Origin of the sequence: Natronococcus roseus (assembly GCF_043677095.1) — an archaeon.
Lineage (GTDB): Archaea > Halobacteriota > Halobacteria > Halobacteriales > Natrialbaceae > Natronococcus > Natronococcus roseus.
The window spans coordinates 265806-281444 of the sequence record NZ_JBHLJR010000004.1 but is presented as its reverse complement, the minus strand read 5'-3'; the positions used below and the strand labels follow the sequence as shown (position 1 = coordinate 281444).

The window sequence follows — 15639 nt, the reverse complement described above, 5'->3', positions numbered from 1 at the left end:
TTCCGGGTCGCTTATCCCACGGTCTCGAGTAGCGACCGGTATGCTGTCGGAGACCGGGGTCTCCGTGCTCCTGTTGGGAGCCGGGATCGTCGCGCTGTACGCCGGTGCGGAGCTGCTGGTCGCCGGGGCCGGCCGCCTCGCGCTCGGGATCGGCCTCCGGGCGGCGACCGTCGGCGTCACGGTGATCGCGTTCGCGACGACCGCCCCGGAGCTGTTCGTCGCGACGATCGGCGCCCTCGACGTCTCTACCGACATCGGACTGGGCGCGGTTCTGGGGTCGAACATCGCGAACGTGGGGCTGGTACTCGGCGTCGCCGCCCTCATCAGGCCGCTGTCGGTCAGCGAGACCGTCATGAAGCGTCACGTTCCCTTCATGGTATTCGCGGCGCTACTGTTGGTCGTCTTCGGCGCGAACGGTCGGATCGGCCGGCTCGAGGGAGCGATCTTCCTGCTGGTGCTCGCCGGATTCACCGCCTACCTGCTGTACTACGTCAACGCCGACCCGATGCCGGCCGAGGAGAAACCCGAAGCCAACGAGGGGGTCTCGCTCCGGGATCTCGCGCTCGTCGGCGGGGGACTGCTCGCGCTCGTCGGCGGCTCGCGGTGGCTCGTCGCCGGCGGCACCGACCTGCTGCTCGAGCTGGGCTTTTCCGAGCTGTTCGTCGGGCTCACCGTATTGGCGCTCGGAACGTCGCTCCCCGAACTCGCCGCCTCCGCCGTCGGGGCCGTCCGCGGCGAGACGGGGTTCGCGATCGGCAACGTCGTCGGCTCGAACATCTACAACGTGCTCGCGGTGCTCGGCATCGTCGCGCTGATCACCCCCATCGAGATCGCCTCGAGCACGCTCCGGTTCGAGCTCCCGATACTGGTCGGCTTCACCGTCGTTCTGGTCGCGATGATGGGGTACGGACGGCGGCTCTCCCGGCTCGACGGCGCCGTTCTCCTCGCCGGCTACGCCGGCTTCCTCTACCTGCTCGTCCCGTAGTGCCCAAAGGATTTGGGAGTGGACTTTACGGGATGCCCCTTGTACGAAACGTATGAGCGAATCGAAAGAAACCACGTACGTCGGGAAGGCCTGTGCGTACATCACCCGGGAGACGGGCGAGTTGCTCGTCTTCGAAGGCCCGGGGCATGAGGGCCTGCAGATTCCGAAGGGCACCCTCGAGGGCGACGAGTCGCCTCGAGAGGGGGTGTTCCGCGAGGTACGCGAGGAGAGCGGTCTCGCGACGCTGCAGGGAACCGAACACCTCACGACGGACATCTGGGTTCGGCGCCAGTCCCCGCCGAAGTGTTACGTCCGCCACTTCTTCCACGCGACCGTCCACGAACCCCGAGACCGCTGGACCCACACGGTCCGGGACGGCGGCGAGGAACACGGCTCGGAGTTCGAGTTCCGGTGGATCGAGCCGACGACCGATCGAGCGTTCGCGCTCGACCTCGATGACTACGTCGGCCTGCTGCCATCCGCGACGGTCGGCCAGAGCCGACAGGTCGCCTCCGACTGAGTTCCTTCCCTGCCGATCGAAAGCGGAGCGTATTCGAGGCGCCGCCCCCGAGGAGTCGACGTGATCGCAATCGTCGAGAGCCGCGCCGATCGTGCCTCCGTCCATATCTGTGAGCAGCTTCGCTCGCTCGCCGACTGGACCGAACGCGAGGACCCCGACCGTCCCGCGGCCGACGGCGGCGGCACCTACCACCGCCTCGAGGGCGCTGAACTGCGCTCGTTCGACGACCTCCACCTCGACCTGGAGCGGCCGGCCGAGGCCTTCGACTGCGACCCCGAGCTGCTGGTCTTTGCCTCCCGACACTCGGGCGACACCGGCGCCTTGCTGACGGGTCACTTCACGGGGAGCTTCGGCTCCGCGGAGTTCGGCGGCGAGGACGACGCTCTCGCCGAGGCCTGTCCGAACGCCCTCGCCGAGCTGCTCGCCGCCTTCGAGACCTACGCGCCCGAGGGGTACGACGTCGGGATGGAGTGTACCCACCACGGTCCGAGCGACGTCGGCTGCCCCTCGCTGTTCGCGGAGCTGGGCAGCGACGACGAGCAGTGGGACGACCCCGACGGCGCCGCGGCCGTCGCGCGGGCGATCCTCGAGCTCCGCGGGGTCGACGCCCACCGCGACAGGCAGGTCGTCGGCTTCGGGGGGAACCACTACGCGCCCCGCTTCCAACGGGTCGTCGAGGACACCGAGTGGACGGTCGGGCACATCGCCGCCGACTGGGCGCTCGAGGCGATGGGCCACCCCGAGAACCACCGCGAGGTCATCGAGCGATCCTTCGAGGCGAGCGATGCCGACCTCGCAGTTCTCGACGGCGAGTGGCCCGTTCTCGAGGAGCTCCTCGCCGACCTCGATCACCGGATCGTCGGCGAGACCTGGCTGCGCGCGGTCGGCGACCGCCCGCTCGAGCTCGTCGACGCCGTCGAGTCCGAGCTCGGCCGGGTCGAGGAGGGGGTTCGCTTCGGCGACCGCCGCGAGGAGTCGTTCGTCGTCCGCGAGCTGCCCGCGGAGCTGCTCGAGACCGCCCAGGGCGTCGACCCCGATCGGGTCCGGGAGTCGTTCGAACGCCACGCCGTCGCCTTCGAGACCGAGAACGCCGGCAGCCGCGTCGGAAGCCGCGTCGCCCTCCCCGATCCCGACGCGAAACGGGAGCTTATCGAGGCCGTCGCCGACGTTCTCGAGGCGAAGTTCGAGCGCGTCGCGGTCGAGGACGGCGCCGTCGTCGCCGAGGAGTTGGCGTTCGACCCCGAACTCGCCCGAACCCTCGGCGTCCCCGAGGGACCGGCGTTCGGCGCACTCTCGGATGGGGAGGCGGTGACCGTCGACGGCGAACGGATCGACCCCGAGGTCGTCCACCGCGAGCGCACCCACCGGTTCGAGTACTGACCGGTTCGGTCCCGGAGGGAAGTGCCCGGTTGGTCCGCCGTGGCTTGCGGTGGATCGGTTCTCGACTCCCGACACGTAACCCCGCCTTATCCCGCCTCCGGGCGCCTGACGTGTAGGGGAAAGGTAATTATGCTCCATCTACTACTGGCTCCCAGGAATGGACTCTCTTATCGAAGACGCGATCGACGAGGCCGAGAACGCGGAGGGGAACGTCCCCGACGCGTCGGGGTCGGACCGGTCGGGCGCGAACGGCGTCGACAACAGCGGCACGATGACCGACGACGAACTCGAGGACGTTCTGCAGGATCTCCAGACCGACATCACGGTCGTCGGCTGCGGCGGCGCCGGCGGCAACACCGTCAACCGCATGCACGAAGAGGGGATCCACGGGGCGAAGCTCGTCGCCGCGAACACCGACGTCCAGCACTTAGTCGAGATCGAGGCCGACACCAAGATCCTGATGGGTGAGGACAAGACCGGCGGCCGGGGCGCCGGCTCGCTCCCGCAGGTCGGCGAGGAGGCCGCCCTCGAGAGCCAGGAGGACATCACCGGCGCGATCGACGGCTCCGACATGGTGTTCGTCACCGCCGGCCTCGGCGGCGGCACCGGCACCGGCTCGGCGCCCGTCGTCGCGAAGGCCGCTCGTGAGTCCGGAGCGCTCACGATCTCGATCGTCACCACGCCGTTTACCGCGGAGGGCGAGGTCCGCCGAACCAACGCCGAGGCCGGCCTCGAGCGTCTCCGGGACGTTTCCGATACGGTGATCGTCGTCCCCAACGACCGCCTGCTCGACTCCGTGGGCAAACTGCCCGTCCGCCAGGCGTTCAAGGTCAGCGACGAGGTGCTGATGCGCTCGGTGAAGGGGATCACCGAGCTGATCACGAAGCCCGGCCTCGTCAACCTCGACTTCGCCGACGTTCGGACCGTCATGGAACGCGGCGGGGTCGCGATGATCGGCCTCGGCGAGTCCGACTCCGAGGCGAAGGCCGAGGACTCGGTCAAGACCGCGCTGCGCTCGCCGCTTTTGGACGTCGACATCTCCGGGGCGACCTCCGCGCTGGTCAACGTCACCGGCGGCAACGACATGTCCATCGAGGAAGCGGAGGGCGTCGTCGAGGAGATCTACGACCGGATCGACCCCGACGCCCGCATCATCTGGGGGACCTCGATCGACGAGAGCCTCGAGGGTAGCATGCGGACGATGATCGTCGTCACGGGCGTCGAGTCGCCACAGATCTACGGCAACGGCGACGAGGAGCCGACCCAGCCCGAGCGCGGCTCCCAGGCTCGAGGCCGGGGCGGCGCTCGCGGCGAGGACGACATCGACTTCGTCAACTGATCGACGGACTCCTCGAACCTTCTCCGCAGAACTCGGCGATCGACGGGACCACCGCACGGACCGCCGTCCGTCAGCTTCGGCCACTCCAGTAGATAGTAGCGCGGTTTCGGTATTCAACCTCGAGCCCGAAACTGAAACTGGCCATTCGCTAACTACGTCTGCACACGTACCTTTTTGCTGCGGGTCCTCGCTCCCTGCGGTCGCTCGAACCGCTTGCAAAAATCTACGCTAAAAAGCCGCTCGCTCCCGCTGGTCGCTCGCGGGTGCTGCGCTTGTGGTGCGACTGCAGCGGTATCGCCTTCGCCTGTATGCAGCGCGAGTTTTCCGGGGACCTCCGAATAACGAGATCGTACTCCCAACTACTGTTACAGCAAATGCCTCAGTCGTCGGCTGTCGCCGGTTCGTCGCCCGCGAGGTCGTCCTCGATGCTCGGGGGGTACTTCCCGCGCTCGAGTTTTAGATCCGACTGCGGCCGGGCCATGCAGGTCAGCGCGTAGTTCTCGGCTTCCTCCTCGGTGAACCCGCGAGCCGCGGGCTGGGTGACCTCCCCCTCGAGGATCTCGGCGGTACAGGCCAGACACATCCCGACCCGACAGGAGAACTCCTGGGCGATCCCCTCCTCGAGACAGCGGCTGAGGATCGTCTGCTTGTCCGTGCAGGTGATCGTCTCCCCCGTGCCGACGAACTCGACGGTGTACTCGGTCATACGGAGCGATACGAACGACCCCGACAAAACTCTTTATTAGCTCCCGCTGTGACGAATCCGCCGTTATCGGCCCGCCGTACCGCACATAAAACGTTTTCTTACCCCGGGATCCACACTGTTCCATATGAGTACGCAGGAACGGTCGGCCGCCGAGACGTCCGGAACCCGATCGGCGGACGTCGTCGTCGTCGGCGCCGGCACCGCCGGCAGCTACGCCGCAGCCACCGTCGCACGCGAGGGGTACGACGTCGTCCTCCTCGAGCGCAAGTCCGAGGAAGAGGCGGGCCACATCGCCTGCGGGGACGCCCTGAAAGGCGCGGCGGACTTCCCCGACGCGATTCCCCGGTCCCAGATCGAGCCCGCGTTCACGAACACCGACGTCGACCACGGCCGATTCGAGATCCCCCAGGAGGACACCGTCCTCGAGATCCCGATCCCGGGAGAGCTGGCCGTCGTCGACCGCTGGGAGTACGGCAGACTCGTCATCGAGGGCGCCGCGAACGCGGGCGCGGAGATCCACTACGACACCGTCGTCCAGGACGTCACGCAGGCCGAGAACGGCCGCGTCACGGGCGTTCGGGCGAGGCGGAGGGGCGAACCGCTCGAGTACGAGGCCGAGGTCGTCATCGACGCCGCGGGCTCGCTGTCGGTGTTACAGGACCACGTCGACTTCTCGGGGTCGACGTTCGACACGAACGTGAACTACACCCACTTCTGTTCGGGTTACCGCGAGGTCGTCACCGTCGACGACCCCGTGGAGTGGTCCGACGCCCTCGTCTTCAAGCCGACCGACCGCGCGGCGGGCTACCTCTGGTACTTCCCGCGCACGGAAACCGAAATCAACGTCGGCCTGGGCTTCCAGATGACCGAGGAGCCGATGAAACTCGTCGAGAGCCTGAAACGCGACCTCCGGAGCCGACCGGAGTTCGAGGGGGCGCAGGTCGAGGACAAGCTCGGCGCCGCGCTCCCGACGCGTCGACCCTACGACTCGGCGGTCCACCCGGGCTACATGGCCGTCGGCGACGCGGCCGGCCACGTCAACCCCACGACGGGCGGGGGGATCGCCGGCGCGGCCTACGCCGGCAAGTACGCCGCGGAGGCCGCCGTCGAGGGGATCGAGGCCGGCGACGTCGGCGAACGAGCCCTCTGGGAGTACAACCAGCAGGTGATGGACCACTTCGGCGCCCGCTACGCCGCGCTGGACGTCTACAACGTCCTCTCGACGGCGGTCGACGTCGACGACCTGATGGGGCTGCTCGCGGCGATGCCCGGCGACAAGCTCGCCGAGGCGCTGTACTCGGGTAGCACGGACATCGGCACGAAGCTCAAGCTCGAGGCGATGCTCAAGAGCCGCGACCACTGGGGGACGATCTGGACGCTCTACCGGACGAAGCAGTGTGCGGACGACCTGCTCGCACACTACGGTCACTACCCCTCGCATCCCGGCGCGCTCGACAGCTGGCAGGATCGCCGCGATGACCTGATGGAGGCGGTGTACGAGACGACTGGTGCCGATCCCAAGTACTAGAGTGGCACTCTGGCTCGGCGAGCGACGCAGCTGTGACGCGGTGCCGTCGCTCCGAGGCGACCTACTTACCGTCTCTCCTCTCAGGTAATCGTCGCGTGCTCGGGACGTACGGGAAACTCGTTGCCCGCCAGACCACACGCTAAACCAGTCTCGCGGCTTCTCGTCTTCCTACTTCGTTAGGGGTGATCGATAATATTGCTAACGCCCAACATGTGTCTATGTCGCAAGGACATACCCGCAGACGCACGCTAACGCTGATCGGAGCCACCGGAGCCGGGCTGGTTGCGACCAGTTTCAGCGGGACGAGCGACGAGCACGGGGGGGACGACGACGAGTACGACGAGTACGACGACTACGACGATCACGACGATGAGTACGACGACCACGACGACGAAGGGGAGGTCGCGCAGGTACGAGCAGCCCATCTCTCGCCGGACGCGCCGAACGTCGACGTGAGCGTCGAGGGTGACACCGTCCTCGAGGACGTGCCGTTCCGCGCGGTCAGCGAGTATCTCGAGCTGCCAGTCGGAGCCACGAGCGTCTCGATCTCGGCGGCGGAGGATCCCGATACGGTGGTTTTCGACGAGGAACTCGAGCTCGCCGAGGGCGCGTTCACGATCGCCGCGCTAGGCGAACTGAGCGAGGAGGACCAGCCGTTCGAACCGGCCGTTCTCGAGGACGACGTGAGCGATCCGGGCGAGGACGCCCGGGTTCGCCTCGTCCACGCGTCGCCCGACGCGCCGGCCGTCGACGTCACCGTCGACGACGGCGAGATGGTGCTGTTCGAGGACGTCGCCTTCGGCGAGGCAGGGGCGCTCGAAGTACCGCCGGGTGACTACTGCCTCGAAGTGCGACCCGCGACGGAGTGCAACGACGGCGACGTCGTCGCGACCTTCGAAGTCAGCCCCGAAGCCGGGAACGTCTACTCCGCGTTCGCGGTCGGCTACCTCGACCCCGACGCCGCACCCGCCGACGAGCCCTTCGACCTCGAGGTCGTCCTCGACGCCGCACCCGACGACGAGGACGAAACCGACGAGGAGGAGGAAGACGAGATAGCCGACGGCGAAACCGTTACCGTCGGTCCCGATGGCGACCTCGTCTTCGATCCGGAGGAACTCGAGGTCGAGGCCGGAACGACCGTCGAGTTCGTCTGGGACTCCGACGGCCACAACGTGGTCCCGACGTCGGTTCCCGACGGCGCCGATTGGGAGGGCGAATCCGAGAACCTCGACGCGGGCGCGACGTACGAGCACACCTTCGAGCAGGAGGGGACCTACGAGTACGTCTGTGAACCCCACGAGGCCCAGGATATGGTCGGCGAGATTCACGTCGTCGAGGGCGACGAGGCGATGGACGACGAGGACGACCACGACGATTACGACGAAGACGACGATTACGACGACGACTACTGATCGGTCGACACCGACGCCGTCTCCGACCGTCTGAGACGGCCAATCGACCGCTACCGGTTCGCTCGAGGACGCTCCAGTCTCGTTCTCGTGCGGACCGTAACGTTTCGCTACGGTTCGAACCGTCCCGTTCGCTTTTGTTCCCGCGTCGCCGGCCTCCGGTATGGGCACGAACGTTCGCCGTCGGGAATTGCTGGTAACGAGCGCCGGAGCCGGCGCCGTGAGTCTCGCCGGCTGTGCCGGATTCTCGAGCGACGGACCCGAAGAACGGGCGGAGGGAGACCAGCGGGCCGTCGTCTCACAACACCACCTGGCGACCGAGGCCGGCCTCGAGACTCTCGAGGACGGCGGGACGGCCGCCGACGCAGCCGTTTCCGTCGCCTGCGCCCTGAGCGTGGTCGAACCCTGGTTCTCCTCGGCGCTGGGCGGGGGGACCTGGGCGCTGTACTACGACGCCGAGGCCGACGAGGTGACCAGCCTCGACGGCGTCGGTCCCGCCGGCCTCGAGGCGACGCCCGAGGACTACGAGGAGCGCGCGGACGAGGCGGGGATCCACCAGGCCGTCGTTCCCGGCGCCTGGGACGGCTGGATGCTGTGGCTCGCCGAGTACGGCAACCTGGATCTCGGGGACGTCCTCGAGCCCGCGATCACCCTCGCCCGGGAGGGGTATCCCGTCAGCCCGGAGATGGCGGGCTGGCTCGCCGACGAGGCCGATCTGATCGCGGACCGACCCGCCGCGGCCGACATCTATCGCGACGACGGCAACCTCCTCGAGGAGGGCGACACCGTCACCCAGGACGCGATGGCGGACACGTTCGACTCGCTCGCCGACGCCTACGCCGACGGGGACGACCGATCGGACGGGATCCGGGCCGCACGGGACTACTTCTACCGCGGGCCGATCGCCGAGGCCATCGTCGACCACTCCGACGAGCACGGCGGCTACCTGACGCTCGAGGAGTTCCGCGAGTTCGAAGCCGAGATCGTCGAGCCGCTCTCAGTCGCGTACGACGAGGACCTCGAGGTTTACCAGAACCCGCCCAACAGCCAGGGGATCACCCAGCTGCTGGCGCTGAACGTTCTGAAGGAGTTCGACTTCGACGACCTCGAGCCGGGCGACGCCGACGCGGTCCACCTCCAGGCCGAGGCGATCAAGCTCGCGTTCGCGGATCGGTACCACCACGTCGGCGACCCCGATCGGGTCGAGGTCCCCATCGAGGACCTGCTCGAGGAGGAGTACGCTGCTGACCAGCGCGACCGAATCGACCCCGACGAGGCCATGGAGTGGCCGATCGACACCGGACTCGAGGAGACCGACGCCGACCACACCACCACGTTTCACGTCGTCGACGACGAGGGCAACGCGGCCGCGGTGACGACCAGCCTGGGCGCGCAGTTCCTCGTGATCGGCGACACCGGCATCCACGTCAACAACCGCATGCGGATGCTCGCGCTCGAGGACGACGACCCGAACCGATTGACGCCCGGCTACGCCGTTCGACACACCTCGAACCCCTACATGGCGCTCCGGGACGGCGACCCGTACGTGCTGGGCGGCGTCACCGGCGTCGACACCCAGCCGCAGGGTCAGACCCAGCAGTTTCTCAACGTCGCCGAGTTCGGGCTGGGCGCCCAGACGGCGGTCGACCGCCCGCGGTTCGTCAGCACCGCCTTCCCCTCGACGGATTACCCCTACGAGGCCGACGACACCCTCCAGATCGAGACCGAGTTCCCCGAGAGCGTCCGCGAGGACCTCGAGGACAGAGGCCACGACCTCGAGGAGGGTGCCGGCATGTTTGGCACCGGGAACGCGATCGTTCTCGAGGACGACGACCTCCAGGTCGGCGCCGAGCCGCGACACTCCACGGCCGAGGGAGCGGTATCGCGGGCGAGCCACGACGGCTCGAGCTAAGCGCTGACGGGCCCGCGGGCTGGTCCCTACGTGCGAACCCGGAGCCGATCGATCCGGCGCTCGGTCGCGGGATGGGTCCCGAACAGTCCGCGAGCCACGAGGCGTCGCGTCCGGTCGAAGAATCGGTGTTTCTCCCACGGCGGCGGAACGATCGAGAACGCCGTCGTGAGATCCCGCTCCCGGAGATCGCTCGAGGGACGACGCTCGAGATCGGTGTCGAGCGTCTCGAGCGCACTGGCGAGCGCCGCGGGATCGCCCGTGATCGCGACGGCCGCGTCGTCGGCCGCGTACTCCCGACCCCGGGCGACGAACGCGACGGCGGCGCGGCTGACTGCGTTCGTAAGCATCGCCAGGGGCTCGAGCACCGGATTGAACCCGTACCGACCGGTCGCCGTCCGCGCGACGCTGCCGGGCGCCGACAGCGCGGTCAGCACGGCCGCATCGCGGTTCGCGACGTGGGCGAGCTCGTGAGCCAGCACGGCCTCGAGTTCGCGGCCCTCGAGCGAGTCCACGATCCCTCGCGAGAGCACGATCGTCGACGTCGCGGGACGATAGCCGACGGCGAGCGCGGTCGGCGTCCGTCGGTCGACGAGCCGAACGTCGGGAGCCGGAACGTCCGTCTGCCCGGCGAGGCGCGCGACGGTCGTCCGGACGTCGGCCAGTTCGCGGTCGTCCACGGTCGCTTCGGCGACCGGGTCGCGGTCGTGATCGCCCTCGAACTCGAGGCTCCGAAGGACGGCGGCGTCGCCACCGAACTCGCCGCGAACTGCGCCGACGAAGTGACCGCCGACGAACGTCGACGCGGCGACCGCGCCGACGGCGACGGCCAGCGCTTCGAACGGCCAGATCGTCGTCGCCGCGTAGCTCCCCGCGAGGACGACGACACCGCCGAGAGCGACGAGAAGCGGCGGCCGCGGGCCGGGCGCGCGCTCGAGACGGGCCGCGAGTCGCCGGGCCTCGTCGGCGATGCCGTAGTACGGCTCCTCGGATCCGACCGCTGCCTCGCTCTCATCCTCGACGTATTCCACGAGCCGATCCCGGGCGACGTCGAGCGCGCCGGGTGCGAGTATCGCGCCCAGACCGATCCCGACGAGGGCGACCACGAGCACGACGGCGAACAGCGCCGAGTACGCGAGGCTCATGTAGCCGACGGCGAGGACGGCGACGAGCAGCTGGTCGCCGACGGCGCTTCGCTCGAGCCGATCCGCGTCGTTGCTTCGCGAGCGGACCCAGGCTCGAGCGGCCCAGACGTACGAGATCGTGAGCAGGTAGAAGGCGCCGAACACGACGAGCGCGGCGAAGATCGCCGGCGGGAGGACCTCGCGAGCGAACGGCAGGGTAGCAAGGGCGACGAGCAGCGAGGAGAGCAAGAGGACGTACGCGCCCAGCTCGACGACGCCCTCCGCGATCGGACCGGGTCGCACCGAATCCGCGTTCTCCCGGGCCGTCCGAAGCGATCGAAGAGCTAGTTCGACGGCGAACAGCGAGAGAGCGACGGTCGCGACCGCGAGCGTCGCCGCGACCGAAACCGGAAGGACGAGCGCGAGGACGTCGACCGCGTACCAGACGAAGCCGGCGACCGGGACGGCGACGAGCACCAGTCCGGCGCCGACGACGGCGCCGACCAGCAGGAGACAGAGTGCCGAGGCGAGGGCCATGCGTGCCCAGAGACCGAGCCGGACGCGGGTCGAACTCACGGCTCGATCACGCTCCGGGAACGCGCTCGACGGACGGAGGACGAACAGCGTGGTCGCGAGCAGGTTCGAATCACTACTCGATCGTTTCGGTCGGAAGGTGATAAAGATCACCTGACGGACAGGTGCGTTCGATCCGGTGTTGTGATCGGCGGTAGCGGGAGGACTCCGTCAGGGACGGTCCCGTCCGATCCGTTCGATCGCGCCTGCGACCGTCTCGATCCCGTGGCCGAGGCTCGCCTCGTCGACGTCGAACGTCGAGGTGTGGTGGCCGCCGGGGTGGTCGGTCCCGACGCCGACGTAACACGCCAGGCCGCCGTTTTGCTGGACCTCCTGCATGAGGAAGGTGGCGTCCTCGCTGCCGCCGAGTTCGTCGCGCTCGAGGACGTTCTCGACGCCGTCGACGCTACCGGCGACGTCGGCGACGACGTCGACGAGCGCCTGGTCGCTCGTGGCGCTTGGCGCGGCCGCGCCGATCTCGAGGTCGACCTCGCAGTCGTGCATCTCGGCTGCCGATCGCATCACGCGCTCGGCCTTCTCGTACATGTACTCCATGAGTTCGGTCGTCTCGCCTCGCACCTCGGCGACGATGCGGGCCTCCTCGGGGATGACGTTCGCGGCGCTGCCGCCCTCGACGACGCCCGCGTTGATCCGCGTTGGGCCGTCGCTGTGGCGCGGAATGCCGTAGCAGTTCTGGACGGCCGTCGCCATCGCCTGGACGGCGTTGCGACCCTGCTCGGGGTGGCCGCCCGCGTGGGCCGGCTCGCCGGTGAACGTCGCCTCGAGGTGTCGCACTGCGAGGAAGCCGTCGATGCCGGCGACGATCTCGCCGGTGGGGTGGTCGAGTCCGACGTGGAGCCCGAGCAGGTAGTCGACGTCGGCGAGGTGTGCGCTTTTGGCCATCGACTTCCCGCCGCCGACGACCTCCTCGGCGGGCTGAAAGAAGACCTTCAGCGTCCCCGAAAAGTCGCTCTCGGCGATCGCTTCGAGGACGCCGATCCCGATCGTCGCGTGGGCGTCGTGGCCGCAGGCGTGCATCGCGTCGTCGTGTTCGGAACGGAAGCTCTCGGCGACTGGCAGGTGGTCGGGGTCCTCGGACTCGGGCTGGGGAAGTCCGTCGATGTCGACCCGAAGGCCGACCGTCGGCCCCTCCCCCTTCCGGAGGACGCCGACGGCGCCCGTATAGCCGCCCTCGAGGGAGTCGAGGACGGCCTCGTCAGCGCCGTGCTCGCGAGCCTGCTCGTGCCACGCATCGAGTTCGCCCTCGTCGGGGACCCCCATGCGGTGTTCGGCCGCGATGGCGTCGGGGCCGACGTGGAGTTCGTCGAGGTCGAGGCGGTCCTCGAGCTCCTCGACGATTCGCGCGGTGGTGTAGAACTCCCGCCAGGCGGGTTCGGGTTTGCGGTGGAGGTCTCGGCGCAGCGAAACGAGGTCCGGATCGGTGGACATAGCGCCGTCTTGGGAGGGAGGTCCCAAAGCAGTGGCGGGTTCGGTCCGTCGGCCCGCGAGACGGCGGCGTCAGTCGCGGTCGGTCCCCGGCTCCGTGTTCACCTCTCCGGCGACCGGAGCGTCCAGCTCGCGAAGCGCCCGCGTGACGACGTGGGCCTGGACGAGGTCGCGATCCGACGGCGGGTACTCGGTGTCGCCGGCGAGGACCCGTCGGCTCTCCCGCCAGAATCGCTCCTCGACCGGCTGTTGATCCGGCTCCTCGCGCGTGCGGCCGGTGAACGCCTCGAAGTCCGCCCGGAGATCGAACGAGGCGCGAGCGACGTTACAGCGGGGCAGCGGCGACATCCCCGTCTCGAGGACGAGCTTCCGGACCGTCTCCCAGTCGGACGCACAGAAGTGGATCGACACCTCGCCGACGACGTCCCGCCAGGCGACGGCCTCGCTGTACCGCAGCCGCTGGATGAGCCGCGGCGGCAGGTCGATCCGGCGGTGGATCTCGGGGTCGTCACAGAGACAGCAGGGTTTCTCGACCTTGCCCGTGTACATCGCTCGAGCGTTCGACCGTGCGGAGAAAAGCCCCTCGATCGCGGCGACCCCGTCCGGATCGGTCGTCCCGTTTCGAGACCCGGTTAGCCTCAGTTTCCGCGGCCCGCGCCGTGGATCTGCTCGACCTCGGCCTCGATGTGAACCGAGTCGGGAAAGTCGTGTTCGGCGATGTTGCGCGCGAGGTCGTCGTGACCGTGGATCTCGAGTTCGCGCGTGAAAACGGTGTAGTTCCAAGAGTCGAACCGTCGGTCGTCGTCGCCATGCAGGCGAGCGTGCTGGGGGACGGTCAGCTTCTCGGGCGGGTGGGAGTGGGGTCCCTTCAGCGCGGCGCCCTTGCGCTCGGCGGTGGATTTGATGTCGTCGACGATGCCGTCGAGTGCGGCTCGATCGCCGCTCTGAAGCGTGAGCCGGGTGACGAAGGTCATGCTGGTACTGTACAACTGTGAACGGCCGGCGCGTAAAAACCTGCTGAGATGCGGTGCCGGCGGATACACAGTCCGATATTCTCTTAACGTCCCGCACGTTACTCGAGGTAATGGCAGTCGAAGCTACGAGCGCAGGCGCGATCCTCTTCCGCGATACGCGGGGCCGGCGCGAGTATCTTCTACTCAAGAGCCGCCCGGGTGACTGGGAGTTTCCGAAGGGCGGTGTCGAGGGAGATGAAGAACTTCAGCAGACGGCGATCCGCGAAATAAAGGAAGAGGCAGGTATCGATCAATTCCGACTACTCGACGGCTTCCGCGAGGACTACGACTACGTCTTCGAGGCCAACGGCAAGACGATTCACAAGACCGTTCATCTCTTCGTCGCGAAGTCCTTCGAGGCGAGCGCGGAACTCTCGAACGAACACCGCGACCTCCAGTGGCGCGACTACGAGCAGGCGGTCAACACCGTCACGCAGGACGGGCCGCGGGAAATCCTGGAGGAGGCCCACGAGTATCTCGACGAGATCTTAGAAGAGGACGACGAGGAGTAAGGCGAGCGACGAGCGAACGCGCAGAACGGATCTGGCGTCGACAGCTCCAGCTGTGGCCTCAACTCGGACCCCGATTGCAGAACCGGCGGCTGACCACAGCGCACTTGTCGCCGATCACCCTACGGACGGCCAGTGACGCGAACGCGAGCGACCGACAGCGAGTTCGCCTTCGAGCTGCGGAGCTGTCGCTGGGCCGAGCGGGAGTGGCCCCCGGCCGAGACCCTCGCGGACGACCGCGCGGTCCTCGTCGCCCGCCAGCTCGGGACGAAGCGCCGACGCTGGGACACGATCGTCCTCGAGTGCGACCGCGAGGCCCTCGAGACCCGTGCGAACTTCGGCCCGAAGCGACTCGATAGCGACCTCCTGCACGTCGTCCGGAACGCGCCCGCCGACTGGGCCTACTACCGCGACGCGCTCCCGGATCCGGGCTACCCCTGGCGGTACGTCCGCGAGGCGATCCACGAGGCCGACGACCGCGGGATCCTCGACGTGCGAAAGCGGAGTAACCGAATCGAGATCCGCCGGAAGTGGACCTATCCGGAGTGGATCGACCGGATCGTCGCCATCGAGAACAAGCCCGACCTCGACGCGAGCGCCGCCCGGACCCTCGCCGCCCAGCTCGAGTACGACGTCGCGCTGGGGCTCGCCGACGAGGTCTGGACCGCCACTCGGAAGACGGGCGAGCGCGTCGAGCCCGTGCTGTTCGAGGGCCTCCCCGTCGAGGCGGGCGTGCTCGCGCTCGAGCCCGAGTCGCTGTCGGCCGCGGTCGCGTGGTACCCCCGCTCGCTGTCGGTCGACGAGCCGGGAACCCGGATCCTCGAGCGACCCGACGGCGGCAAGCGGGACGGCTCGGCAGCCCGGTTCGAGTACGTCGACCCCGAACGGAAGGCCGAGAAGCGCCTCGCGATCGCGGAGCGGGCCTACGAGCGCGGCTGGCGCTCGTTCGTCGAGACGATGCGTCCCGACTGTCGGCACTTCGCCCTGCGCGGAACGGACGGCACGCAGCTGCGACCTCACTGCGAGGCCAAGAGGCGCTGTCAGACGGCCGCGGAGTGTTCGGGTTCCTGTCCCGAGTTCGAACCGGAGCCCCCGGTCTGGCGAACGCGAGGGTGGCCGATCGAGGGCGGGCCGGGGACTCGGCTCTCGGCGCTACTCGAGGAGCGTCGCCGACGTCGGCGGCCCGGCCTGTAGGATC

General features: G+C 68.5%; 14 protein-coding genes. 9 read left to right on the top strand and 5 right to left on the bottom strand.

Features of this window, described 5'->3' with window-relative positions:
- Positions 1-40: 40 nt before the first annotated feature.
- From ACFEMD_RS12495 to ftsZ, 4 genes are all read left to right on the top strand, one after another.
- Complete coding sequence (locus tag ACFEMD_RS12495) at positions 41-985, top strand: calcium/sodium antiporter (protein WP_394741322.1); 945 nt, start codon at positions 41-43, stop codon at positions 983-985.
- Between the two features lie 52 nt (positions 986-1037).
- Positions 1038-1505: an NUDIX hydrolase gene (locus tag ACFEMD_RS12490; RefSeq protein WP_394741321.1), complete on the top strand. Its 468-nt coding sequence runs from the start codon at positions 1038-1040 to the stop codon at positions 1503-1505.
- 60 nt (positions 1506-1565) lie between these two features.
- The gene (locus ACFEMD_RS12485; RefSeq protein WP_394741320.1) at positions 1566-2885 is read left to right on the top strand and encodes a D-aminoacyl-tRNA deacylase; all 1320 of its coding nucleotides are present in this window, start codon (positions 1566-1568) and stop codon (positions 2883-2885) included.
- A gap of 157 nt (positions 2886-3042) precedes the next feature.
- Positions 3043-4224 carry a cell division protein FtsZ gene (gene ftsZ / locus ACFEMD_RS12480; protein WP_394741319.1) on the top strand — a complete coding sequence of 394 codons (1182 nt, stop codon included), beginning with the start codon at positions 3043-3045 and terminating at the stop codon, positions 4222-4224.
- A 379-nt stretch (positions 4225-4603) separates the two neighbouring features.
- Here the strand turns inward: ftsZ and ACFEMD_RS12475 are convergent, their stop codons facing one another.
- Positions 4604-4930: a 2Fe-2S iron-sulfur cluster-binding protein gene (locus tag ACFEMD_RS12475; protein WP_394741318.1), complete on the bottom strand. Its 327-nt coding sequence runs from the start codon at positions 4928-4930 to the stop codon at positions 4604-4606.
- 124 nt (positions 4931-5054) lie between these two features.
- On the opposite strand from ACFEMD_RS12475, the gene ACFEMD_RS12470 reads away from it, so the two are divergent.
- The 3 genes from ACFEMD_RS12470 (at position 5055) to ACFEMD_RS12460 (ending at position 9779) form a co-directional block, all read left to right on the top strand.
- Complete coding sequence (locus ACFEMD_RS12470) at positions 5055-6458, top strand: geranylgeranyl reductase family protein (protein WP_394741317.1); 1404 nt, start codon at positions 5055-5057, stop codon at positions 6456-6458.
- A gap of 218 nt (positions 6459-6676) precedes the next feature.
- Positions 6677-7870 (top strand): DUF4397 domain-containing protein, encoded by a 1194-nt coding sequence (locus ACFEMD_RS12465; protein ID WP_394741316.1) that lies wholly within the window; start codon positions 6677-6679, stop codon positions 7868-7870.
- Positions 7871-8030: 160 nt separating this feature from the next.
- Positions 8031-9779 (top strand): gamma-glutamyltransferase family protein, encoded by a 1749-nt coding sequence (locus ACFEMD_RS12460; protein ID WP_394741315.1) that lies wholly within the window; start codon positions 8031-8033, stop codon positions 9777-9779.
- Positions 9780-9805: 26 nt separating this feature from the next.
- On the opposite strand, the gene ACFEMD_RS12455 is transcribed toward ACFEMD_RS12460, so the two are convergent.
- From ACFEMD_RS12455 to ACFEMD_RS12440, 4 genes are all read right to left on the bottom strand, one after another.
- The gene (locus ACFEMD_RS12455; RefSeq protein WP_449560124.1) at positions 9806-11437 is read right to left on the bottom strand and encodes a M48 family metallopeptidase; all 1632 of its coding nucleotides are present in this window, start codon (positions 11435-11437) and stop codon (positions 9806-9808) included.
- A gap of 207 nt (positions 11438-11644) precedes the next feature.
- On the bottom strand, positions 11645-12922 hold the full coding sequence (locus tag ACFEMD_RS12450; RefSeq protein ID WP_394741313.1) for an amidohydrolase: 1278 nt from the start codon (positions 12920-12922) through the stop codon (positions 11645-11647).
- A 69-nt stretch (positions 12923-12991) separates the two neighbouring features.
- The gene (locus ACFEMD_RS12445; protein WP_394741312.1) at positions 12992-13468 is read right to left on the bottom strand and encodes a hypothetical protein; all 477 of its coding nucleotides are present in this window, start codon (positions 13466-13468) and stop codon (positions 12992-12994) included.
- An 89-nt stretch (positions 13469-13557) separates the two neighbouring features.
- The gene (locus ACFEMD_RS12440) at positions 13558-13893 is read right to left on the bottom strand and encodes an uS10/mL48 family ribosomal protein (protein ID WP_005553957.1); all 336 of its coding nucleotides are present in this window, start codon (positions 13891-13893) and stop codon (positions 13558-13560) included.
- A gap of 110 nt (positions 13894-14003) precedes the next feature.
- On the opposite strand from ACFEMD_RS12440, the gene ACFEMD_RS12435 reads away from it, so the two are divergent.
- Both ACFEMD_RS12435 and ACFEMD_RS12430 read left to right on the top strand, forming a co-directional pair.
- Entirely contained in the window at positions 14004-14444 is a 441-nt protein-coding gene (locus ACFEMD_RS12435) for a bis(5'-nucleosyl)-tetraphosphatase (RefSeq protein ID WP_394741311.1), read from the top strand.
- Positions 14445-14576: 132 nt separating this feature from the next.
- Positions 14577-15635, top strand: a complete 1059-nt coding sequence (locus ACFEMD_RS12430; protein WP_394741310.1) for a DUF5787 family protein — start codon at positions 14577-14579, stop codon at positions 15633-15635.
- The last annotated feature ends 4 nt before the right edge of the window (positions 15636-15639 follow it).